Source organism: Bradyrhizobium sp. BR2003, from assembly GCF_009720285.1.
Classification (GTDB): domain Bacteria; phylum Pseudomonadota; class Alphaproteobacteria; order Rhizobiales; family Xanthobacteraceae; genus Bradyrhizobium; species Bradyrhizobium elkanii.
Window position 1 is genome coordinate 207,720 of the sequence record NZ_SMYJ01000015.1, and the last position, 21,360, is coordinate 229,079.

General features: G+C 65.0%; 19 protein-coding genes. 8 read left to right on the forward strand and 11 right to left on the reverse strand.

Annotation, left to right across the window (positions count from 1 at the left end):
- Window positions 1-13 precede the first annotated feature (13 nt).
- The 7 genes from E2I15_RS10815 to E2I15_RS10845 all read right to left on the reverse strand — a co-directional run bounded on the left by E2I15_RS10815 (window position 14) and on the right by E2I15_RS10845 (window position 7,397).
- Window positions 14-859 (reverse strand): CmcJ/NvfI family oxidoreductase, encoded by an 846-nt coding sequence (locus E2I15_RS10815; RefSeq protein WP_137477162.1) that lies wholly within the window; start codon window positions 857-859, stop codon window positions 14-16.
- 426 nt (window positions 860-1,285) lie between these two features.
- Window positions 1,286-2,227, reverse strand: coding sequence for an ABC transporter substrate-binding protein (locus tag E2I15_RS10820; RefSeq protein WP_137477163.1), 942 nt, complete (start codon window positions 2,225-2,227; stop codon window positions 1,286-1,288).
- Entirely contained in the window at window positions 2,224-3,318 is a 1,095-nt protein-coding gene (locus tag E2I15_RS10825; RefSeq protein WP_137477164.1) for an LLM class flavin-dependent oxidoreductase, read from the reverse strand. Before E2I15_RS10825 ends, E2I15_RS10820 begins: the two co-directional genes overlap by 4 nt.
- A gap of 33 nt (window positions 3,319-3,351) precedes the next feature.
- Window positions 3,352-4,524 carry an acyl-CoA dehydrogenase family protein gene (locus tag E2I15_RS10830; protein WP_137477165.1) on the reverse strand — a complete coding sequence of 391 codons (1,173 nt, stop codon included), beginning with the start codon at window positions 4,522-4,524 and terminating at the stop codon, window positions 3,352-3,354.
- Window positions 4,518-5,315, reverse strand: coding sequence for an ABC transporter ATP-binding protein (locus E2I15_RS10835; RefSeq protein ID WP_137477166.1), 798 nt, complete (start codon window positions 5,313-5,315; stop codon window positions 4,518-4,520). The genes E2I15_RS10830 and E2I15_RS10835 overlap by 7 nt, the downstream gene beginning before the upstream one ends.
- Complete coding sequence (locus E2I15_RS10840; protein WP_137477167.1) at window positions 5,309-6,325, reverse strand: ABC transporter permease; 1,017 nt, start codon at window positions 6,323-6,325, stop codon at window positions 5,309-5,311. The genes E2I15_RS10835 and E2I15_RS10840 overlap by 7 nt, the downstream gene beginning before the upstream one ends.
- Window positions 6,303-7,397 carry an ABC transporter substrate-binding protein gene (locus E2I15_RS10845; RefSeq protein WP_137477168.1) on the reverse strand — a complete coding sequence of 365 codons (1,095 nt, stop codon included), beginning with the start codon at window positions 7,395-7,397 and terminating at the stop codon, window positions 6,303-6,305. Before E2I15_RS10845 ends, E2I15_RS10840 begins: the two co-directional genes overlap by 23 nt.
- Before the next feature lie 129 nt (window positions 7,398-7,526).
- Between E2I15_RS10845 and E2I15_RS10850 the strand changes: the two genes are divergently transcribed.
- From E2I15_RS10850 to E2I15_RS10860, 3 genes are all read left to right on the forward strand, one after another.
- Window positions 7,527-7,850, forward strand: a complete 324-nt coding sequence (locus tag E2I15_RS10850; RefSeq protein ID WP_137477169.1) for a hypothetical protein — start codon at window positions 7,527-7,529, stop codon at window positions 7,848-7,850.
- A gap of 18 nt (window positions 7,851-7,868) precedes the next feature.
- Window positions 7,869-8,855, forward strand: a complete 987-nt coding sequence (locus E2I15_RS10855) for an ABC transporter substrate-binding protein (protein ID WP_137477170.1) — start codon at window positions 7,869-7,871, stop codon at window positions 8,853-8,855.
- A 318-nt stretch (window positions 8,856-9,173) separates the two neighbouring features.
- Window positions 9,174-9,953 carry an SDR family oxidoreductase gene (locus tag E2I15_RS10860; RefSeq protein WP_137477171.1) on the forward strand — a complete coding sequence of 260 codons (780 nt, stop codon included), beginning with the start codon at window positions 9,174-9,176 and terminating at the stop codon, window positions 9,951-9,953.
- Window positions 9,954-10,221: 268 nt separating this feature from the next.
- Here E2I15_RS10860 and E2I15_RS10870 read toward each other — a convergent pair whose 3' ends face one another.
- Window positions 10,222-10,521, reverse strand: coding sequence for an HU family DNA-binding protein (locus E2I15_RS10870; RefSeq protein WP_016843119.1), 300 nt, complete (start codon window positions 10,519-10,521; stop codon window positions 10,222-10,224).
- A gap of 434 nt (window positions 10,522-10,955) precedes the next feature.
- Here E2I15_RS10870 and E2I15_RS10875 point away from each other — a divergent pair, with 434 nt between their 5' ends.
- The 4 genes from E2I15_RS10875 (at window position 10,956) to E2I15_RS10890 (ending at window position 16,223) form a co-directional block, all read left to right on the forward strand.
- Complete coding sequence (locus E2I15_RS10875) at window positions 10,956-12,569, forward strand: ABC transporter substrate-binding protein (protein ID WP_137477172.1); 1,614 nt, start codon at window positions 10,956-10,958, stop codon at window positions 12,567-12,569.
- A 221-nt stretch (window positions 12,570-12,790) separates the two neighbouring features.
- Window positions 12,791-13,768 (forward strand): ABC transporter permease, encoded by a 978-nt coding sequence (locus E2I15_RS10880; protein ID WP_038383993.1) that lies wholly within the window; start codon window positions 12,791-12,793, stop codon window positions 13,766-13,768.
- Between the two features lie 2 nt (window positions 13,769-13,770).
- On the forward strand, window positions 13,771-14,601 hold the full coding sequence (locus E2I15_RS10885; RefSeq protein ID WP_137477173.1) for an ABC transporter permease: 831 nt from the start codon (window positions 13,771-13,773) through the stop codon (window positions 14,599-14,601).
- Window positions 14,598-16,223 (forward strand): ABC transporter ATP-binding protein, encoded by a 1,626-nt coding sequence (locus tag E2I15_RS10890; RefSeq protein ID WP_137477174.1) that lies wholly within the window; start codon window positions 14,598-14,600, stop codon window positions 16,221-16,223. The genes E2I15_RS10885 and E2I15_RS10890 overlap by 4 nt, the downstream gene beginning before the upstream one ends.
- Before the next feature lie 16 nt (window positions 16,224-16,239).
- Here the strand turns inward: E2I15_RS10890 and E2I15_RS10895 are convergent, their stop codons facing one another.
- From E2I15_RS10895 to E2I15_RS10905, 3 genes are all read right to left on the reverse strand, one after another.
- Complete coding sequence (locus E2I15_RS10895) at window positions 16,240-17,457, reverse strand: fructose-1,6-bisphosphatase (RefSeq protein WP_276486392.1); 1,218 nt, start codon at window positions 17,455-17,457, stop codon at window positions 16,240-16,242.
- Window positions 17,458-17,600: 143 nt separating this feature from the next.
- The gene (locus E2I15_RS10900) at window positions 17,601-18,788 is read right to left on the reverse strand and encodes a 6-phosphofructokinase (protein ID WP_137477175.1); all 1,188 of its coding nucleotides are present in this window, start codon (window positions 18,786-18,788) and stop codon (window positions 17,601-17,603) included.
- Window positions 18,789-19,007: 219 nt separating this feature from the next.
- Window positions 19,008-20,375: an NAD(P)/FAD-dependent oxidoreductase gene (locus E2I15_RS10905; RefSeq protein WP_137477359.1), complete on the reverse strand. Its 1,368-nt coding sequence runs from the start codon at window positions 20,373-20,375 to the stop codon at window positions 19,008-19,010.
- 77 nt (window positions 20,376-20,452) lie between these two features.
- On the opposite strand from E2I15_RS10905, the gene E2I15_RS10910 reads away from it, so the two are divergent.
- On the forward strand, window positions 20,453-21,307 hold the full coding sequence (locus tag E2I15_RS10910; RefSeq protein WP_137477176.1) for a VOC family protein: 855 nt from the start codon (window positions 20,453-20,455) through the stop codon (window positions 21,305-21,307).
- Window positions 21,308-21,360: the final 53 nt, after the last annotated feature.

Consider the following 21,360-nt stretch of genomic DNA (forward strand, 5'->3'; position numbering starts at 1 on the left):
GGAAGCGCGTCCCCTACTGCTTATGGAACACCAGCGTGCGCAGCTCGATGCTCTCGCGCGGCGCGGCGTCCGCGGGCGTGGTGGGATCGACAAACGCCGTGTGCGGCCCGAACCGCGTGCGGCCGTCGGTCGCCGAGTCGTAGCATTTCAGCAGGATCGCCTCGTCCGGCGTCATCTCGGGAATGTAGAACCAGCGGTGGTTCGGATTGTACTTCACCGAATAGGTCTCGCCGCTGCGGTTCGGATAGATCAGGTCGGAGGCGATCAGATCCTCCGGCGCGATCGTGGTGCCGTCGGCCATCGCAAGCGGTGAATCGCGCAACGGGCCGCGGATCGGGCGCCACAGATTGATCACCTGGACGCGACCCTTGATGAGTTGCTCGGCCTCGTCGGGCAGGTGCTCGAACACCCGGTTGCGGCCCGAGGCGGCGGTCTGGTCGACATGGACGCGGGTCGCCGGCTGGCGCGGTCCCCCGCCGCGAATATCCGCCGCGCCCTCGACGCGCTTGCGCACGGTGTGATCGAAGATGAAAACACGATCCGCCTTCAGCGTCGCCTTCAGGAAGGCTTCGACGGCGGGATAGTAGACGTTGCGGACTTCGTTGTCGTCGTAATAGTCCTTCACGCTGGTCGGATGCTTGACCAGCGCAAAGCCCTCGCGATCGAGCGAGAAGCTGTCGGCGATCAGACGTCCGTCAAAGATCGGAACGTTGTGGGCTTCGGGCAGCGCGGTGGATTTGGGCTCGCCGGGCGGCGGATCGAAGGCGTAGGTCCGGGGCTTGCCCGGCGTCGGCGCGAGATAATTCAGTTCAGCGGTCACAAACGGTAGCGACTCGATGCGAGTTTGTTGAAGGCCCATGGTGATCTCCCGGACTCGATTGTTCGTGCTTTTGATCTTGGCGGCGCCGGGCGCAGTGGCAAGGCCGCGGCGAAAATAGCAACGTTGCGGTTTTGGAATGTGCCAAACGGGGAAAATCCTTGCCGCGCGACAGCCTGTGGACGAATGGATGTTTTTGAGATCACGGGTTCGTTAGCGGTGCAGTGATGCGACGTCAAATCGCTTCCGCGCAGATGGTCCACATCTCCCGCTTGCAAGGCCGCCGCGGCTGCGCTGGCAAAATATCGAAAACAACCCCATGCAAAGGGGCTGGCAACTGCCGGCCTTCGACTGAGCCGCTTGACACGTCGGGCAAATCAAGGATACATTTCCATTATTCCGAAGTCATGCAAGCGCCCGTCGTCCTGGCGAAAAGCCAGGACGACGCTGGTGTCGCTTGCAAATTGCCTACAGCCCCGCGCCCTTCTCCACGGCCGCACCAAACGACCGGTCGACGATGTCGGCCGCGTTGATCTTCTGCCGGATCAGGCCCCAGCGGTCGTAGAGGTCGATGGTCTTCTGCTCGTCGGCCACCACGCTGTCGTCGATCGGTGCGATGCGGATCCTGGCCCGCGTCAGCCAGTTCAGCGGCACCGCGGGCGGGATATTCATCAGCCTGCCCCAGGTCGCGGCGTAGCCCTCGACATTGTGCTGCGACCAGGCGCGCGCCGCGGCAAGCCGGCACACGAAATCCTCCAATTGGGCGCGCTTGTCCTTGATCGCATCGGGCGTTGCGACCTGGAAGCCGAGGCCGGGCGTGATGCCGTCCGCCGTGATGACGCGGCGCGACTTGAACAGCACCTCTTCCTGGCTGACATAGGGCTCCCAGGTCGACCAGGCGTCGACCGCGCCCTGCGTGTAGGCGACCTTGGCATCCGACGGCGCGAGGAACACGATCTGCACGTCGCTCGCCTGCCAACCCTTGGATTCCAGCGCGGCCAGGATCAGCTGATGGCCGATCGAGCCGCGGCCGGTCGCGATCTTCTTGCCGCGCAAATCGTCGAAGCTCTTGATCGCGGAATTCTCCGGCACCAGGACCGCGAGCCCGTCGCGCGACTGCCGCACCGCCGCGATCGCCTTGACCGGAATTTTGGCGGCGGCCGCGAAGGTGAACGGAGCGTCGCCGACCAGGCCGGTATCGATCGCGCCCGCCCCAAGCGCCTCCAGCAGCGGCGCGGCTGCGGCGAACTCCTTCCACTCGATCTTGTAGGGGACGTCCTTGAGCACACCGGCCGCTTCCATCACGGCCTGCGAATTGCCCTTCTGGTCGCCGACGCGCAATGTGGTCTGCGCGGCGGCGCCATCGACGGCGGCGAGCGCAAGCGCTGCCGCAACAATGAGACGGATCATTCGGCGGCAATCCCCCGCTGCCGGTCCCGCGCTTCGATCAGCTTGCGGGTCAGCGGTATCAGCGCCCGGCCATAGTCGATCGCATCGACCAAAGGATCGAAGCCGCGGATCAGGAAGTGGCTGACGCCGAGATCGTAATAATCGCCGAACACCTCGGCAACCTGCTCGGGCGCGCCGACCAGCGCGGTGGTGTTGCTGTTGGCGCCCGTCAGTTTGGCGATCTCGGTCCACAGCCGCTTGTCGATGCGCGTGCCCTGATCGGCGAGCGCCAGCAGCCGCTTGGCGCCGTCGGTGGCGTGGTTAGGCCGGCGATAGCCGGTCTGGTCCTGCAGCGCGGTGGCGCGCTCGAGGATATGCTCCGCCCTCGCCCACGCCTTCTCCTCGGTGTCGGCGAGGATCGGCCGCACCGACAGGCTGAAGCGCGGCGTCGGCCTTCCGTGCCTGGCCGCTGCCGCGCGCACCCGCGCGGTGACGTCGCGCACCTGCGCGTAGGACTCGCCCCACAGCGCGAAAGTATCGGCGTGCTTGCCTGCGACCTCGACCGCGGCGTCCGAGCCGCCGCCGACGAAGGTGTAGATGCCGCCCTTCTGCAACGGCTTCACCTGCGAGAAGCCGTTCTCGACATTGTAATACTTGCCGCTGTAGTTGAACGGCTTCTCGCTGGTCCATTCCAACCGCACCACGTCGAGGAATTCGCTGGTGCGGGCGTAGCGCTCGTCCTTGTCGTCGAGCGTATTGCCGTCCTGGCGCAGCTCGATCGCATTGCCGCCGGTGATGACGTGCAGCGAGACGCGGCCGCCATAGAATTGATCCAGCGTTGCGAGCTGGCGCGCCAGCAGCGTCGGCGCGGTGAAGCCCGGGCGCTGCGCGATCATCACCTTGAGCTGCTTGGTGATGGTCAGGACATGCTGCGCGACCTGCAACGCATCCGGCGTGGTGGAGTGGAACGCCAGCAGCGCGCGATCGAAGCCGGCGAGCTCATGCGCCTTGGTCACCGTCTCGATATAGGGCGGATCGAGCACCGGGCCGGCGCGCACGATGGTCTCGGAGGCATTGTTGTTGGTGATGAAGCCGATGAACTCGACCGGCATGACTGACTACTCCGTTGTTGTTGGCTATTGTTTTCAGACGCCCAGCGCAGAGCGTCCGGCGGAGACACGGGTGGCATCGTCTTGCGGGGTATGGACGCGGCCGCACAGCACGTCGCGATAATGCCGCTCCAGCGGATTGGTGCGCGACAGGCCGTGATTGCTGGTCAGCGACAAGGCATCCTCCACCACTGCCGCGGCGTTATTGGTCACCGTCAGCTTGATGATGTTAGACTCGATCGCGGACAGCTGGAAGCCGTTATCGAAATCGGTGGCGAAGCTGTCGATCAGGCGGGAATTGACCGCGAGCCGTGCCTCGATCGCGCCGACGACCTCCTGCATCCGCGGCAAGGTCGCGAGCGGCGCGCCGAGATTGGCGGGCACCCGCTCCTTCAGGAATGTGACCAGCCAGTCGCGGGCAGCACGGGCGATGCCGTCATAGATCGCGGCCACAAATATTGCATGCACGGTCGCCTGGGTGACGTCGGGAACCTTCCAGTCGTCGGGCCTGCGCACGTCGATCTCGTAATCCAGCGGAAACACCACGTCGTCGAAGATCACGGTATGGCTGCCGCTGGCGCGCAGGCCGAGATGATCCCAGCTCTCCTCGATCCGCGTTCCCGGCAACCCGGCCGGAACCAGAAACAAGCCGACACGGGTCTCCGGCTCGTCGGTCTTCGCCCAGACCGAATACCATTTCAGGATCGGCGCGCCGGTCGAGTAGATCTTGCGGCCGGTCAGCCGCCAGCCGGTCTCGGTGCGGCGCGTCGTGGTCGCCGGCAGGCCGCCGCGCGCGGGCGAGCCGAGTTCGGGCTCGACGCGCAGCGCGTTGATCAGCGCCACGCCCTCGACCGTCTCCTTGGCGAGCTTGCGCGACAGACGTGCCGGCCAGCGCGTGCTGCGCGCCATCACCAGATGCTGGATGTAATGCATCGACAGCACCAGCGCGGTCGACGGATCGGCCTTGCCGATGAAGCCGAGCACGCGCGTGGCGTCGCGGGCGCCCGCGCCGCCGCCGCCGAGCGCCGCCGGCACGGTCAACGCCAGCAGGCCTTCGCGCGACAGATCGGCGAAATTCTCGAACGGAAAGCTGGCGTCGCGATCATGCGCCGGCGCACGCGCCGCAAACACCTCGGCGAGCCGCACCGCGCGCGCGATGTGCTCCGGCGCATTTGCCGGCGGCAGCTCCTTCGCCGCAGATGTCACCATGTTGCCTCCAGTCCGAGCAGGCCGAGGATCTGCTTGCGCAGCTCGGCGAGATAAGGATCGCCGCGATGCCGCGGATACGGCCGGGCCACGGCGATGTCGGCCTTGATCCGCGCCGGCCGATCGGAGAGCACGATGACGCGGTTGGCCAGCACCAGCGCCTCCTCCACGTCGTGGGTAACGAGCAGCGTGGTAAAGCCCTTGCGCTGCCACAGCGCCACGAGCTCGGACTGCATGGCGATCCGCGTCAGCGAATCGAGCTTGCCGAGCGGCTCGTCGAGCACCAGGATCTTGGGATCGTTGACCAGCGCGCGCGCCAGCGCCACGCGCTGCGCCATGCCGCCGGAGAGCTGATGCGGATAGGCATTGCGGAACGAGGACAGGCCGACCAGCTCGATGACGTCATCGACGCGGTGGCGCTGCGCCTTCAGGATGCCCTGCGCTTCGAGGCCAAGCGCGACATTGTCCCACACCGTGCGCCACGGAAACAGCGTCGGATCCTGGAACACGACAACGCGCGACGGATGCGGGCCGGCGATCCGCACTTCATCCTCGCGCAGCGTGCCCGCGCGCGGCTTTTCCAGCCCCGCGACCAGCCGCAGCAGAGTCGACTTGCCGCAGCCGGACGGGCCGAGCAGCGCCACGAACTCGCCCGGCGCGATCGCGAGATCGACATTGTCAAGCACCGGCAGCGTGGCGCCGTCGATATCGAAGGCGTGGCTGACGCCTTCGACATCCAGCTCGGCGCCGACCGCAGGATAGGCGATCGCCTCAGTTGCGGACTGCACTACCATTTGACGACGCCCTTCTGCCAGACCAGCAGGCGGTCACGGGTGCGGAACAACAGCGTGATCGCGCCGGAGCAGAGCAGCGACATCACGATCAGCGCCGCATACATGTTGGCATAGGCCGCCCAGCCTTGCGCCCATTGCAGGTACCAGCCGAGCCCGGCCTTGACGCCGATCATCTCGGCGACGACGAGCACCGCAAAGGACGAGCCGAGCCCCATGAACAGGCCGACGAACACATGCGGCAGCGCGGCGGGGATCGCGACCTTCAGCACCAGGAACGATGGCTTCGCGCCGAGCGTGCGCGCGACGTCGTAATAGGCGCTGCTGACGCTCGCCACCCCCGACCAGGTCAGCACCGTCACCGGGAAGCCGGTGGCGAGCGCGATCAGGAAGGTCGAGGCGCTCCAGCTCGACGGGAAGGTGAAGAAGGCGATCGGCAGCCAGGCGGTGGCCGGCAGCGGGCCGATGAAGCGCAGCACCGGGTGCACCCAATAGCCGATCCTCTGCGACCAGCCGATCGAGACACCGGTGATAAAGCCGACGGTTGCGCCGACGATGTAGCCGCCGAGCTGCAGCTTGATCGAGGCGAACACGCTGTCGAGCAGTTTTGGCAGATCGTCGGTGTAGACTTCGAGGAGCGACTGCGGCGGCGGGAAGAACGGCAGCGGCAGCCAGGCGAATTTCGCGGTGGCAACCTCCCACAACGTCACGAAGGCGCCGAACGCCACCAGCCACGGCGCGCGTTTGCGCAACGCCTGACCGGCGCCGCCGAGATAATCCGCGCTGAATGTGCCGAACAGGATGAAGGCGGCGATGACGATCGCGCCGATGCCGAGCGATCCGGTCCGCGACCAGTCGCCGACATCGGGCCAATAAAGGCATGAGAGGCCAAAGGCGAGCCAGACGAGGCTCGCTGCAAGGCCGACACCGCAACTGCCGGAGAGGTTCGAGAACGTGACCGCCGCGCGCGGCGCGGCCGCGGCCGTCGTGTCAGACACTGAATACGTCGACATAGATCCGCTCCGCGAATTTGGCCGTGTCGGTGCTCTGCTTGAACACCTGCACCGTCTTGAGGTCGTCGGCGTAGCCCTTCAGCTCGCGCTTGAGCACCTCGCCGGTCGGATGATGGTGATGGGTGTGGTAGCGCGCCATCGCCTCGAGATCGGCAAGGCTCGCCGCCTTCGGCGCATAGGGCTGGAACGATTTTGCCGCCTTGTCCGGGTTCTGCGAGGTGAACATCGCAGCGTCGAGCAGCGCTTGCGTAATGGCGCGCGCGACTTGCGGCTCTTCCCGTACCAAACTGCCGCGCAGGCCGACGATGCAGCAGCTCTTGTCGCGATATTCGCCGTCGAGGTTGGAGGCGACCTCCTTGTATTGCGCATCCTTCAGCCAGAGATAGGCCAGCGGGTCCGACGACAGGAAGGCCTGCACCTCGCCCTTCTCGACCGCGACGTTCAGCAGATTGCCGGGATAGGCACGCCAGTCGACGTCCTTGATCGGGTCGATGCCGAGCTTGGCGAGCTGGATCGAGAAGAAATTCTTGTCGGGACCGGCAAGATCGCCGACCGCGACGATCTTGCCCTTGAGATCGGCGAGCTTGTCGACCCCGGAATTGGTGCGGGTCAGGACGCGCATACAGCCGCCATGGGTGCCGGCGGCGATCTTGACGTCAAAGCCCTGCTCCAGCGGCTTCAGCCAGCGCAGCGCCATGCCGAGCCCGGCGTCGCTCTTGCCGGTGGCGATCGCCTCCAGCAGCTGGTCGGTCGAGCCCGAATAGTTGACCAGCTCGACGTCGAGGTTCTGCTTCTGGAAGAAGCCATGGTCGATCGCGACCGGCAGCGGCGCAAGGCAGACCGCGCCGGCGTTCCAGGACAGCTTCAGCTTGCGCGGTGCGCCGGTCAAAGCCGGCGCATCGGACGCGGTCTTGCAGATCGGGAATTCGGAGAAGTCGATCGCCGGCGCGATCGGACGCGGCGCGAACGCCTGCGCGCTGTACGCCCCGATCGGCGCGGCAAGGGCCGCGGCGGCACCGGCGCGCAGCAATGTGCGGCGATCCATCACCGTCTTCTTGTTATCTCTCGACATCATCACTCCTGCATTTCGGCAAGGCTCCGCCCCGCGCGCAAAGCGTGTCCGCAACGCCCGTCGTCCGAAGCTCATGCTTTTAGAAAAAACGGATTTCTCCGGCGCTATTGCACTCAAAGCAACCTGCAAATGATGCGGCGCGACAACTTCATCGTCAATGAAATGGAATTTCGAATGTTGTCGGCGCCACAGCCGAACTCTCCACGATCGCATCGCGCGGCGATGAAAGGATTTTCGCGATCATCCCACTCGGAGATGCGACGCGATCACCGCGACTGCATCAAATCCAGGCGTTTTGCGGTCGCATGTACGATGTCTTCTACGCGCGGCATGCTTGACGAGATCATCCTTGCCGCGCAGCCGGCGAATTCAGATTTCCGTTTCGTTGACGGCGAGCGGCTTGCTCATAGACTTGATCGAACGCTGCCGCGCGTTCCGCCGCGCAGCGAATGAATCAGGAAGAAAATTCAAATGCGCAAACTGACCCGCTCGGACCCTGCCTATTCTCTCACCCGCCGCACGGCGGCCGCGCTGATCACAGCCGTGATCACGCTGTCGACGTCGGCTGCGGCACTCGCCGCTGACGCGATCGTGCTGCGCGTCGGCGACCAGAAGGGCGGCAACCGCTCGCTGCTGGAGATTTCCGGCCTCGCCAAGGATCTGCCCTACAAGATCGAGTGGTCGGAATTCCCCGCTGCGGCCCCGATCCTGGAGGCGATCAACGCCGGCGCGCTCGACGTCGGCTACACCGGCGATCTGTCCTTCCTCACCGTTTATGCGTCGGGCGCGCCGATCAAGGCGATCGGCGGCACGCGCTCCGATGCGCGGACGCAGGCGATCCTGGTGCGCGGGGATTCGCCGATCAAGACGGCGGCCGATTTGAAGGGCAAGCGCCTTGCCGGCACGCGGGGCGGCTGGGGCCAATTCCTGATCAATGCGACGCTGGAGAAGGTCGGCAGCAGGATCGAGGACGCGACCTTCGCCCCGCTCGGCCCGGTCGACGCCAAGATCGCGCTGCTCGCCGGCTCGATCGACGCCTGGGCGGTGTGGGAGCCTTACATTTCCTACGCCACGCTGAAGGACAAGGCGCGCATCGTCGCCGATGGCGAAGGGCTGACGCCGACCATCACCTTCATCGTCGCTTCCGACAACGCCATCGCGACCAAGCGCGCCGCGGTGCAGGACCTGGTGCAGCGGCTCAACAAGGCGCGGCTGTGGTCGCTCGACCATCTCGCCGAGTACGCCAGGAACACGGCCGAGCTGACCAAGCTGCCGGAGGACGTGCTGCTCGCCGCCTACACCGCGCAGAAGACGAGCCCGATCGCGATCGACGAGGCTGTGGTGAAGGAGGTGCAGGCCGCCTCCGATCGCGCCACCCGCTACGGCATCCTCGGCAAGACGCTGGATGTCAGCAAGGCCGTTGACCGGAGCTTTACGGCCGGCGCGAGCTTGAACTAGCGCGTACATGAATTGGCGCCCGCTCTTTCCTTACCTCCCCTTGAAAAGGGGAGGTGGGTTTGCGCAGCAAACCGGATGGGGATCCTGCCTCCACAGGCACCGGCGTCCGTGGAGAGCACCCCCACTCCGCCCTCCCCCTTTCAGGGGAGGGAGACGAGCGGCGGTGCTCACCTCACAACGCACCACAATGGAGACCTCCGATGTCCGGCCCGCTCCATCTCGCACTGATTGTCACAGCACACCTGCTCTACATGACCTTGTTGGTCGCACTGTCGGTTTGATAGCGTCCTCTCCGGGCCAGCCCCAGGGAGAACAACAATGAACCTATCAATGAAGGACCGCGTCGCGGTGGTTACCGGCGGCAGCAAGGGCATCGGGATCGCGGTGGCGCGGCGGTTTGCCGAATCCGGCGCCAAGGTCGCGATCCTCGCCCGCGGCGCCGCCGATCTCACAGCGGCGCGCGAAGCGCTCGCCAGGGACGGCCTCGTGGTGCGTGATTACGTCTGCGACGTCGCGAAGGCCGCCGACATCACCAAGGCCCACGACCAGATCGTTGCCGATCTCGGCAAGATCGACGTTCTCGTCAACAACGCCGGCACCGCACGCACGCTGGCGTTCGAGAGCATCAGCGACGAGGCCTGGCAGGAGGACCTCGACCTGAAATTGTTCGCCGCGATCCGCTTCAGCCGGCTGGTATGGCCGGGCATGAAGCAGCGCAAATGGGGCCGCATCATCAACGTGCTCAACACCTTTGCCAAAGCGCCGGCCGGCAATTCCGCGCCGACTTCGGTATCGCGCGCCGCCGGCATGGCGCTGACCAAGGTCATGGCCAATGAAGGCGGCGAGCACAACATCCTGGTGAATGCGCTCTTGGTCGGCCTGATCATGAGCGATCAATGGGTCAAGCGGCATGCTGCCCAGGCGCCGAGCACGGATTTCGGGGAATTCGCCAAGGGCCTTGCCAAGGGCACGCCGCTCGGCCGCATCGGCACGGCGGAGGAGTTCGCCAACCTCGCCTGCTTCCTGGCATCGGAGCAAGGCTCCTACATCACCGGCACCGCCATCAATGTCGATGGTGGCCGGTCGCCGGTGGTCTAGAGCCATTTCCGTTCCGATAGAATCGGAACGGGGCTCTAGATTCTAGTTTTGACGCGTTTTCTTGACGCGAACCGGTATCCACTTCGCTCGAAAACGCTCCAGAGCCCCGGTCCCGGTTCAACCCGGACCGGAGCTCCAGATTCTGCTTTGGCGCGTTTTCTTCACGCGAACCGGTGTCCACTTCGCTCGAAAACGCTCTAGCGGGCAACCAACGGCAGGAAGCGACGGCTCAAAAGCAAAAGGCCTCCGTCACCGGAGGCCTCTCATCTTAAACCGCGTCCTTGGCGGCCTTGACCGGCCGTGCGCGGACGATCTTCCGGGCCGGCTTGGCCTTGAACATCATCTCTTCGCCGGTGAAGGGATTGGTGCCCTTGCGCGCCTTGGTCGCAGGCTTCTTGACCACAACGAACTTCGCGAAGCCGGGGACGAGGAACACCCCGTTCTTCTTCAGCTCCTTGTGGCCGACATCGACGAGCGAGTCCAAAACGTTCTTGACGTCGCGCTTGGAGAGTTCGGTGGTAGTCGCGATCTTCTCGATCACTTGCGACTTCGACAGTTGGGTAGCCATGGTTGCTCCATTGATTCTGGAGTGGGCACGATATGGCGGAAAACGCCGAGAAAAACAGTGTTTTCTGCACTCCCCACAGCAATATCGCTGTGGACAGCCCCCGAATCAGGGGTTTTTCCAGTGTTTTTTCCAGTCAAGTCGCTTCCGACCCCTAAATTTACAGGGTTTGCGCGGCTTCGGCGCTCCCGAAAACGCCCCCTCGAGAGAATCACTCGACCCATCCCGCGTGGCCCCAAGTGCGACAATGCTGCGCGCAATCCGGGTTGCGAAGCGCTGCGACAGGCCACTTCAGGTTTTGGAAACGATCCTCCAAAAGACCGAGGCATTAGAAAATGACTCGGGTTCCCAATCCAAGGTAACATCGGCGAAGCGTGGCCACGACCGATCGGCTGGCCGCCGGATGCAAGCCTTTATGTATGTGCTGGAGACCGCGTATGGATTTGAGCCGCCTCGAGATCAACCGCCGCACGGCCCTTCTGACCTCGGCCGCGATTGCGGCAAATGTCGTCAATCCGATGCGGGCCTTCGCGCAGGAAACCCCGCGCAAGGGCGGCGTGTTCAACGTCCATTACGGCGCCGAGCAGCGCCAGCTCAACCCCAGCATCCAGGCCTCGACCGGCGTCTACATCATCGGCGGCAAGATCCAGGAGAACCTGGTCGACCTCGACGCCAACGGCCAGCCGGTCGGCGTGCTCGCCGAGAGCTGGGAGGCGACGCCGGACGGCAAGACCGTCACCTTCAAGCTGCGCAAGGGCATCACCTGGCACGACGGCAAGCCGTTCACCTCGGAGGACGTCGCCTTCACTGCGATGAACATGTGGAAGAAGATCCTCAACTACGGATCGACGCTGCAGCTGTTCCTCACATCGGTCGATACGCCCGATCCGCAGACCGCGATCTTCCGCTACGAGCGGCCGATGCCGCTGAACCTGTTGCTGCGGGCCCTGCCCGACCTCGGCTATGTCTCCGCCAAGCATCTCTATGAGAGCGGCGACATCAGGCAGAACCCGACCAATCTGGCGCCGGTCGGCACCGGCCCGTTCAAATTCGTCAAATATGAGCGCGGGCAATACATCATCGCCGACCGCAACCCGGATTACTGGCGGCCGAACGCGCCCTATCTCGACCGCATCGTCTGGAAGGTGATCACCGACCGCGCCGCCGCGGCCGCCCAGATGGAGGCCGGCGAGCTGCACTACAGCCCGTTCTCGGGCCTGACGATCTCGGACATGGCGCGGCTCGGCAAGGACAAGCGCTTCATCGTCCAGACCAAGGGCAATGAGGGCAACGCCCGCACCAACACCATCGAGTTCAACTTCCGCCGCAAGGAGCTGTCCGACATCCGGGTCCGCCGCGCCATCGCGCACGCGATCAACGTGCCGTTCTTCATCGAGAATTTTTTGGGCGATTTCGCCAAGCTCGGCACCGGCCCGATCCCCTCGACCTCGACCGACTTCTATCCCGGGCCGAACACGCCGCAATATCCCTATGACAAGGCCAAGGCGATCGCGCTGCTCGACGAGGCCGGCTTCAAGGCCTCCGGCGGCAATCGCTTCTCGCTGAAATTGCTGCCGGCACCGTGGGGTGAGGACATCTCGCTGTGGTCGACCTTCATCCAGCAGTCGCTGGGAGAAGTCGGCATCCAGGTCGACATCGTGCGCAACGACGGCGGCGGCTTCCTCAAGCAGGTCTACGACGAGCACGCCTTCGATCTCGCGACCGGCTGGCACCAGTATCGCAACGACCCCGCCGTCTCGACCACGGTGTGGTACCGCTCCGGCCAGCCCAAGGGCGCACCATGGACCAACCAGTGGGGCTGGGAGGACAAGACCGTCGACAAGACCATCGACGATGCCGCCACCGAAGTCGATCCGGCCAAGCGCAAGGCGCTCTATGCCGACTTCGTCAAGGAGGTGAACACCGAGCTGCCGGTCTGGATGCCGATCGAGCAGATCTTCGTCACCGTGATCACGGCCAAGGCGCGCAACCACTCCAACACGCCGCGCTGGGGCTCGACGAGCTGGCACGATCTTTGGCTGAGTGCATGAGGCCACTGCTCCTCTCCCCGTTCTTCACGGCGTCGAGACGAGCGAGGCTCGCTCTTAGAGGGTTGGGGTGAGGGGCTCTCTCCGCAATAGTGCTCCATCGATAGACCTGTACCCCCTCACCCGGATCGCATCTTGCGATGCGATCCGACCTCTCCCCCCAAGCGGGGCGAGGTGACCGAGAGGCCGGTGTCCACTTCGTTCGAAAACGCTATAGATAACCGATGCGTATCCTGAGCCTTGCGGGGCGGCGGCTCGCCGCCTCGATCCCGACCCTGTTCCTGATCCTGATCGGCGTGTTCCTGCTGCTGCAGCTCGCGCCGGGCGACACCGTCGATGCGCTGATGGCGCAGATGGGCGGCGGCGACGCCGCGACCGCCGAGGCGCTGCGCAAATTCTACGGGCTGAACCTCTCGGTTCCGGCGCAGCTCGGCAACTATCTGTGGCACCTGGTCCGGCTCGACCTCGGCTTCTCCTCGATCTACGGCAAGCCGGTGGCGACCGTGATCCTGGAACGGCTGCCGCCGACCATCCTGCTGATGACGGCGTCGCTGTCATTTGCGTTCTTCTTTGGCCTCGTGTTCGGCGTGATCGCCGCGCGCGGCGTCAACCGCTGGCCGGACACGATGATCTCCACCCTCGGCCTGATCTTCTACGCCACGCCCTCGTTCTGGTTCGGGCTGATGGCGATCGTGGTGTTCTCGGTCTATCTGCAATGGCTGCCGCCGGGCGGCTTCGAGGATATCGGCAACGTCCAGACCGGGATCTGGCGCGTGCTCGATATCGCGGCCCATCTGGTGCTGCCGACGCTGACGCTCGGGCTGATCTTCCTCGCGATCTATCTGCGCATCATGCGCGCCTCGATGCTGGAGGTCCTGAACCTCGATTTCGTCCGCACCGCCCGCGCCAAGGGGCTGGACGAGACCCATGTCATCACCCGCCATGTGCTGCGCAACGCGCTGCTGCCGATGGTGACGCTGATCGGATTGCAGGCCGGCACCATGCTCGGCGGCTCGGTCGTGGTGGAGAGCGTGTTCTCCCTGCCCGGTCTCGGCCGCCTTGCCTATGAATCCGTGGTGCAGCGCGACCTCAACACCTTGCTCGGCATCGTTTTCGTGTCCGCGCTGCTTGTCATATCCGTGAACTTCGTCGTCGATCTGCTCTACGCGCGGCTCGATCCGCGCATCGCGGCGGAGGGCTGACGATGGACGCCGTGAAACGCTATTTCCGTAGCCCGGCCGCGGTGATCGGCCTGATCCTGCTGCTGCTTGTGATCGCGATGGCGATCAGCGCGGGTCTCCTCTATCCGCGCGATCCGCTCGCCCTTGCCGGCCGGCCGCTGATCTGGCCGTTCTCCAACCCGCGCTTCCTGCTCGGCACCGACAATTCCGGCCGCGACATCGCCGCCCAGATCTTCTACGGCGCGCGGATCTCGCTCCTGATCGGCGGCGTCGCCACCGTGATCGCGATCCTGATCGGCATCCTGGTCGGCGCCTTCGCCGGCTATTACGGCGGCTGGGTCGACAATGTGCTGATGCGGATCACCGAGGCATTTCAGACGCTGCCGAACTTCGTGCTGCTGCTGGTGCTGGTCGCGGTGTTCGGCTCGACCCTGACCACGGTGACCATTGCAGTTGGAGCGGTGTCGTGGCCGGCGCCGGCGCGGCTGACCCGCGCCGAGTTCCTGTCGCTGCGCAACCGCGAATTCGTCCAGGCCGGCAAGACGCTTGGCATGAAGGACGTCCAGCTGATCCTTGGCGAAATCCTGCCCAACGCGCTGCCGCCTGTGATCGTCTACGCCAGCGTGGTGATGGCGGTCGCGATCCTGCTGGAAAGCGCGCTCGCCTTCCTGAGGCTGTCCGATCCCAACGTCGCCTCCTGGGGCAACCTGATCGGGCTCGGCCGCGACGTGCTCCGGGTGCAGTGGTACGTCTCGGCGATCCCCGGCATTGCGATCCTCGTCACCGTGCTCGCGGTGTCGCTGGTCGGCCAGGGCCTCAACGATGCGCTCAATCCGAGGCTGAAGAGCCGATGAGCGAGAGCGTCCTTTCCCTCGACGCCCTGACGGTGCGCCTGCCCAAGGGCGCCGACCGCCCGCATGCGCTGTCCGACGTCTCCTTGTCGATCGCCTCCAACGAGATCCTCTGCGTGGTCGGCGAGTCCGGCTCCGGCAAGTCGATGATGGCGAACGCCATCATGCGGCTGCTGCCGAACGAGGTGACGATCGAACGGGGCCGGATGATGTTCGACGGCCGCGACCTCTGCGCCGCCGACAGCGCCGAAATGCGCGATGTGCGCGGCGCCGGCATCGCGATGATCTTCCAGGAACCGATGACCGCGCTCAATCCGCTGCGCACCATCGGCGACCAGATCGGCGAGATGTTTGCGATCCACACCGCTCTCTCGAAGTCCGAGATCAATGCGCGGGTGCTGGCGCTGCTCGAGGACGTCCGCATCCCCGACCCCAAGGCGGCCGCAAAAGCCTATCCGCACGAGCTGTCCGGCGGCCAGCGCCAGCGCGCCATGATCGCGATGGCGCTGGCGCTCGACCCGAAGCTCTTGATCGCGGACGAGCCGACCACCGCGCTCGACGTCACGACCCAGGCACAGATCCTGAAGCTGATCCGCGATTTGCAGCAGCGCAAGAAGACCGCGGTGCTGTTCATCACGCATGATTTCGGCGTGGTCGCCGAGATCGCCGACCGCGTCGTGGTGATGCAGCACGGCGCGATCGTCGAGCAGGGCGCGGCCGACAAGGTGCTGAACGATCCGCAGCATGCCTACACGAAACAACTGATCGCAGCCGTTCCGCCGCTGAAGGCGCCGCCGCCGCGCATCCTGTCCGGCAAGGACATCCTGACCATCGACGGCGTCTCCAAGACCTACCGCACCGGCGGCTTCCTCGGCCGCGGCGCGCGGATCACGGAAGCCGTCAAGAACGTCTCGCTGCACCTGCCGCGCGGCGCGACGCTCGGCATCGTCGGCGAGTCCGGTTCGGGCAAATCGACGCTCGCGCGCTGCATCGTGCGGCTGATCGATCCCGACAACGGATCGATCGTGCTCGACGGCAAGGATTGGGCGAAGCTCGGCCGCGACGAGATCAGGCGCGAGACGCGCCACATCCAGATGGTGTTCCAGGATCCGTTCGCCTCGCTCAACCCGCGCCGCAAGGCGGCTGAGCTCGTGGCGCAGGGACCGATCGTCCATGGCACCGATCGTGCCACGGCTATTGCGGAAGCGCGAGAACTGTTCGAACTGGTCGGGCTCGACCCGTCCGCCGGCGATCGCTATCCGCACGAATTCTCCGGCGGTCAGCGCCAGCGCATCGGTCTCGCCCGCGCGCTGGCTCTGAAGCCCGACGTGCTGGTTGCCGACGAGCCGGTCTCGGCGCTCGACGTCTCGGTGCAGGCGCAAGTCCTGAAGCTGCTTGCCGGACTGCGCCAGCAGCTCGGCCTCTCCATCATCTTCATCACCCACGATCTGCGCGTTGCCGCGCAGATCTGCGATCTCGTCGCCGTGATGAAGGATGGTGCCGTGGTCGAGCAAGGGCTGACCGCCGAGGTGTTCGGCAAGCCCCAACATCCCTATACGCAGGCGCTGCTGTCAGCGATCCCCGGCGGCGCGTTCGCGCGCGAGCACGATACCGCAACCGTGTAGCCGGGCACGCGCGGCCCTACTCCGCCGCTTGTGGCTTGGGCTCCTCGCGCAGCCGGAAGCGCTTCAGCAATCCGGATACCGTGTCGCGGAAGCCGCCATATTCCAGCTCTGAATAGGGCAGCATCGCAGCGCCGGACCAGCCCTGGCTGCGCATCTCGATCGCCTTGCGCTGCGCGCGCTGGCGGACCTCGTCCCACGCAAGGTTGTCAAAGAAATCGGTGTAGGACTCCGAGAACTTCCCGTCCCGGTCGATCGAGAAGCCGACGCAGGAAACGATCGGCAGGCAGTACATCCCCGTCACTGGGGTGTTGAGCGGCACCGGCATGAGCGGCATCACATGCGAGCCGCGCGCATCGCCGCCCACGAAGTGCGCCTTGGCGAAGGGCGAGATGATTTCTTCGGGCGCCGCGAAAATACCCTGGTTCCTGACGACCGCGACCGGATCATCCTTGCCGGTGTACTTGCCTGCAATGGAGTGAAGGCGCTGCGCCGAAACCGCGACGGCGACCTCGCCATAGGTTTTTGAGACGATGCGGTCAATGCCGAAACGCTCGTTGTCGCGAAGCAGCGCCGCAATGTGGTAGCCGTCCGCGGGCGCATCGAGTTCGATCACGCTGTCGCCGGCCGTGTTGTCCATATCGATGATATGGAAACGGAAGCCCTTGATCATCGGGGGCAGCATCAGCCCGGCGCAATACATGGGATCGGCAAAAGCCAGATAGAGCGGCAGGTTGTAGGCGCCGGGGCCGCATTTGTCTGCGGCGAACACCATGAAGGACTCCGCGGGTCTCGCGCCCGAGAGGCTGTGGTCGAAGCTGAGTTCGGCGACGGCCGGGCCCGCGCCGCGAACGTTTCCGGAAGGGGCGTCGACGAGAAGATCCTGGCCGGCGCCGTAGAGCCCGGAGGTCTTCGCAACCGCAGTGGCCGCGAGAAACGTCTTCCAGGCGAATTGGTGGACTTCGGAGCTCCCTTCGTCCCGCGTGTGGGTCATGATGATCGCAATATCGTCGCCGGTATGGCGCACGAAACCGTCGATCAGGAGACCGTTGTCGATCGCTTTCGCGACCTCCCCTTCGACAGCCGTCATCATGCGCGCAGATGGTTTGGTGTGGCCTCCAACGGAGCCAATGTCAGCCTTGATGACCGAAATGGTGAGTTTCATGAGCATCCCTCCGACCGCAGCGCAGCGCCTTCGCCTCGGCGCTCGCTGCGCCGGGGGCGACGGCGCGCTCATTTGCGAAGAAGAACGTCGTGTGGTGCGACAGGTTCCCTGCGCAAATTCCTTGCGGAACTATGGCCCCTCCGTCACCGCCTGTCGATACGGGCGATCGACGCACCTGGAATAGCTCGTCATGCTCGATGGGGTTACCACCCGCCCTATGAAGCGCGGTTGAGAAAGATCGGCAGGCCCCGCTTGTTGGAATAGAGGGGACGGTAGCGCTCGGTGTTGTACGCGCTTGCGACGTCCAATTTGCGTGCCCCGAGCTTGGCATCGGGGATCGGCACGAGGTCGTAGCGGCCCTCGACCAGCGCCGACATGAGGCCGGTTTTGCCTTCCAGGATCGCATCGTAAGCCATGTTGCCGAACGTCAGCGCCACAAGCTTGTCGATGAAGTCCGGATCGCCTGACCGCAGGTCGTAGGTGAGGTCGGAGACGATGGTCTCCTCGCCGGTGCGCCGCTTGATCTCGTCCGCGAACGCTTCGGCCACGCTCGCCCTCCTGCGGTGACCGTAGGCGTCAGGCTCGCCGAATTCCTGCACCTTGTAGCCCTCCCACTCGGCGCCCTCGCTGAGCACGATCAGCGCGTAATTGCTTGGGTTGCCGTGCTTGTCATCGAGGAGAAGCTGGATCAGCTTGCCGAGATCGACCTTGTACTCCGGTATGGCGCATCGGATCGAGGTTGCGTATGCGGTATAGAGTGCCGTAAAGCCGGCATCGCGACCAAAGACGCGGAAAATGCCGATTCGCTCGTGCGAGCCGACGGTGGTGCGCTGGCGCTGGATGGCATCGCTGGCACGGGTGATCGCGGTCGAGAAGCCGATGCAGTATTCGGTGTTGCGCACGTCGTTGTCCATCGTCTTCGGGATGGCAATGATCTTGACGCCTCGCCTGTTGAGCTTGTCCGCGTAGCTGAGAGTATCGTCGCCGCCGATGGCGATCAGATGTTCGATACCGAGCCCCGCGAGGTTCGCGAGCACCTCGTCGGTGAGGTCCCACGTCGTGGTTGCGATGCCACCCTTGGTACTCCGGGAAACCGGAAAGTCGCGGCCCGCGAGATGATCGGGCAACTTCTTCATTTTAGAGGGATTGGTACGGCTCGAGTGCAGCACGGTGCCGCCGCGCCGGTCGATGACGCGCGTGTTTTCGCGGTTCAGCGGGATGATGTAATGGGACTTGCTCGACGGGTCGTCGAGGTTCAGGTGCGTGAGGGCCTCCCAGCCGCGGCGGAGACCGATAACCTCGATGTCGTCCTCGCTGCCGCGATAAGTCACGCTCTTGATCACCGCGTTAAGGCCGGGGACGTCACCGCCTCCCGTGAGAAGACCAATGCGCTTCCTCGCCATGCCCACCTCCCAGGGTTGCTATCTGGCAATAACGCCTGCGTCGCGTCGGGGTTTCCACAACGCTATCCGCCGACGGCGGAATCCTCGTGATCGCGGCACCCGGCCGAACCTGCTTGGGCCCCCACTCTTCCAGCGACGCTCTCCGACCAGTCCCCACCTCGGGCGGCTTGCCCCTCCATGCCCTTGATCTCGCGTGCGTGGAGCGACGTTGCTCCGCGCTTACCGTGAACGGCGCGAGGCGAGGAAATACTCCGCCCATCGCAGCAACTCGAAACGATCGCCCTTGACCAGCTCCTGTGCATCGCGGCGCCGGTAGAGCACCAGCATCCATGGCGCGAGTTTGCGCAGCAATCCGTGCGCCATGTAGTGCACCGGTTCGGAGAACGGCAGCGCCAGCTCGCTTTCCGGGACGCCCTGGACCGCGCGTGCCAATTCGCGGCCGAGCGGGATCGTCAATGCGACCGCGCGGCCATTGCAGCCGGTCCAGCCATAGGCGTTGGGACCCAGCCGGTGCATGCGCGGCAGGAAATCCGCGGTCATCCCGACATAGCCGTTCCAGACATAGTCGAAGGAGACCTCGCCGATCTGCGGCCACAGGCGCTGCAACCGCTCGGTCACCCGCGCCTTCAGCCGCCCGGCCTTGTCGCCCGGGCCGAGCACGGCACCGCCGGTGACGAGGCGATTGCGGGCGTCGTAACGCGCAAAATACAGTTCGCCATGGGTGTCCGACATCGCCTGCCGGCCGGGAATGATGGTCTTGCGGACATTGTCCGACAGCGGCTGCGTCGCCATCTGCCACGACAGCACCGGCATCACCTCGGTCGCGATGTCAGGCACCAGCGATTTCGCGAACTCGCCGCTATAGGCATTGGTCGCGACCACCAGCGCGCGGCCGGAGATTTCACCGTTTTCCGTCTTCACCACCCAGCGAACGCCGCGGCGCTCGAAACTGAGTGCCGGCGAGCGGGCATAGATCCGCGCACCGAGGCTGAGCACGGTGCGCGCAAGGCCGCGCGCCAGCGCCAGCGGATTGACGTGGCCGCCGGTCCTGTTCCAGAAGCCGCCGTACCAGGCATTCGAGCCGAGCATGTCGCTGGTCTGATCGCGCGACAGCAATTCGACCGGCGCGCCGAATTTCGACCATTGCTGCACCCGCCACTCCGCGATCTTGATACGGCCCGGCGAGTGCACCGGCTGCACCCAGCCGGCCTGCTCCTGCTCGGCCTCGATGCTGTAGCGCTTGACGACGTCGAACAAATCAGCGGCACTGTCGCGCAGCATCGCGACGAAGCGCTCGCCGGCTGCGCCGTGCCTCGCGATGATGTCGTCGGGATCGGGCCGCGACAGCGTCGGGATTACCTGGCCGTTGTTGCGCCCCGAGGCTCCCCAGCCCGGTTCGGCGGCCTCGACGATCGCGACGTCGACATTGGCCTCGCGCAGATGCAGTGCGGTCGACAGACCGGTGAAGCCGCCGCCGATGATCACGACATCGGCCTGCTGCGCGCCGGTCAGCTCGGGACAATCAGGGCCGGACGGCGTCACTGCTGCCCAGAGCGAATTGGGCCAGCGCACGGCATTGCTGTTCATCATGATCCTTTCTTGCGGGCGCCCGGTCATTCTGGTTAGCTAATTCTACTCTCCTATTCCAGCCGGGAAGACAACAAGTGGCACTCAAGAACGTCATCGGAATCGATCACGCCGTGGTCATGGTGAAGGACCTCGACAAGGCCGCCGAGAACTACAAGCGGCTCGGTTTCACCGTGTCGCCGCGCGGCACCCATAGCGCGCATATGGGATCGGGCAATTACACCATCATGTTCGACCCCGACTACATGGAATTGCTCGGCGTGCTGACGCCGACTGAACACAATGCTCCGGCGCGCGCCTTCCTCGAGAAGCGCGGCGAAGGCATCGAACGCATCGCGTTCACCGCGGTGGATTCCGCTGCTGGTGCCGAGGAGATTCGCGCGCGCGGCTATGCGCCGATCGGGCCGACCGATTTCGAGCGCCCGGTGACCCTGCCTGATGGCACGGTCTCCGCGGCGAAATTCCGCACCTTCCAGTGGCCGACCGCGGAAGCGCCCGGCGGCGTCCGCATCTTCGCCTGCCAGCACAAGACTCGCGAGACGGTGTGGATTCCCGAATTGATGGCGCACGCCAATGGGGCAAAACGCCTCAAGCAGGTGCTGATCGTCTCGCCCGATCCCGCCGCCGATGCCGCACATCTCTCCAAGATGATCGACGTCGCCGTCAGGAACGACGCCGACGGTGCGGTTGCAGTACCGTCCGGCGGCGACCGCGCCGACTTCGTGTTCCTGACCAAAGAGCAGCTCGGCAAGCGCTATCCCGGCGTGTCGCTGGACGGCCTGTCCGATCGCGGCGGCGCCGGCCTCGTGATCGCGGCCGACCTTGCCGCGACCGAGAAGGCGCTCGGCTCAGCCGGCGTGAAGAGCGGCAACAGCATCACCGTGCCGCCGGCTTCCGGCAACGGCACCCTGCTCGCTTTCGTCAAGGCATAGCTGCCATACCATGCGCGGCGCAGCGTTATGCAACGGCGCCGCGCATGTGGGAC

Excerpts from the sequence above, each read along its gene's own strand:
- E2I15_RS10815 (WP_137477162.1), bottom strand. The coding sequence starts at position 859 with ATGGGCCTTCAACAAACTCGCATCGAGTCGCTACCGTTTGTGACCGCT.
- E2I15_RS10820 (WP_137477163.1), bottom strand. The coding sequence starts at position 2,227 with ATGATCCGTCTCATTGTTGCGGCAGCGCTTGCGCTCGCCGCCGTCGAT.
- E2I15_RS10825 (WP_137477164.1), bottom strand. The coding sequence starts at position 3,318 with ATGCCGGTCGAGTTCATCGGCTTCATCACCAACAACAATGCCTCCGAG.
- E2I15_RS10830 (WP_137477165.1), bottom strand. The coding sequence starts at position 4,524 with ATGGTGACATCTGCGGCGAAGGAGCTGCCGCCGGCAAATGCGCCGGAG.
- E2I15_RS10835 (WP_137477166.1), bottom strand. The coding sequence starts at position 5,315 with ATGGTAGTGCAGTCCGCAACTGAGGCGATCGCCTATCCTGCGGTCGGC.
- E2I15_RS10840 (WP_137477167.1), bottom strand. The coding sequence starts at position 6,325 with ATGTCGACGTATTCAGTGTCTGACACGACGGCCGCGGCCGCGCCGCGC.
- E2I15_RS10845 (WP_137477168.1), bottom strand. The coding sequence starts at position 7,397 with ATGTCGAGAGATAACAAGAAGACGGTGATGGATCGCCGCACATTGCTG.
- E2I15_RS10850 (WP_137477169.1), top strand. The coding sequence starts at position 7,527 with ATGATGCGGCGCGACAACTTCATCGTCAATGAAATGGAATTTCGAATG.
- E2I15_RS10855 (WP_137477170.1), top strand. The coding sequence starts at position 7,869 with ATGCGCAAACTGACCCGCTCGGACCCTGCCTATTCTCTCACCCGCCGC.
- E2I15_RS10860 (WP_137477171.1), top strand. The coding sequence starts at position 9,174 with ATGAACCTATCAATGAAGGACCGCGTCGCGGTGGTTACCGGCGGCAGC.
- E2I15_RS10870 (WP_016843119.1), bottom strand. The coding sequence starts at position 10,521 with ATGGCTACCCAACTGTCGAAGTCGCAAGTGATCGAGAAGATCGCGACT.
- E2I15_RS10875 (WP_137477172.1), top strand. The coding sequence starts at position 10,956 with ATGGATTTGAGCCGCCTCGAGATCAACCGCCGCACGGCCCTTCTGACC.
- E2I15_RS10880 (WP_038383993.1), top strand. The coding sequence starts at position 12,791 with ATGCGTATCCTGAGCCTTGCGGGGCGGCGGCTCGCCGCCTCGATCCCG.
- E2I15_RS10885 (WP_137477173.1), top strand. The coding sequence starts at position 13,771 with ATGGACGCCGTGAAACGCTATTTCCGTAGCCCGGCCGCGGTGATCGGC.
- E2I15_RS10890 (WP_137477174.1), top strand. The coding sequence starts at position 14,598 with ATGAGCGAGAGCGTCCTTTCCCTCGACGCCCTGACGGTGCGCCTGCCC.
- E2I15_RS10895 (WP_276486392.1), bottom strand. The coding sequence starts at position 17,457 with ATGAGCGCGCCGTCGCCCCCGGCGCAGCGAGCGCCGAGGCGAAGGCGC.
- E2I15_RS10900 (WP_137477175.1), bottom strand. The coding sequence starts at position 18,788 with ATGGCGAGGAAGCGCATTGGTCTTCTCACGGGAGGCGGTGACGTCCCC.
- E2I15_RS10905 (WP_137477359.1), bottom strand. The coding sequence starts at position 20,375 with ATGAACAGCAATGCCGTGCGCTGGCCCAATTCGCTCTGGGCAGCAGTG.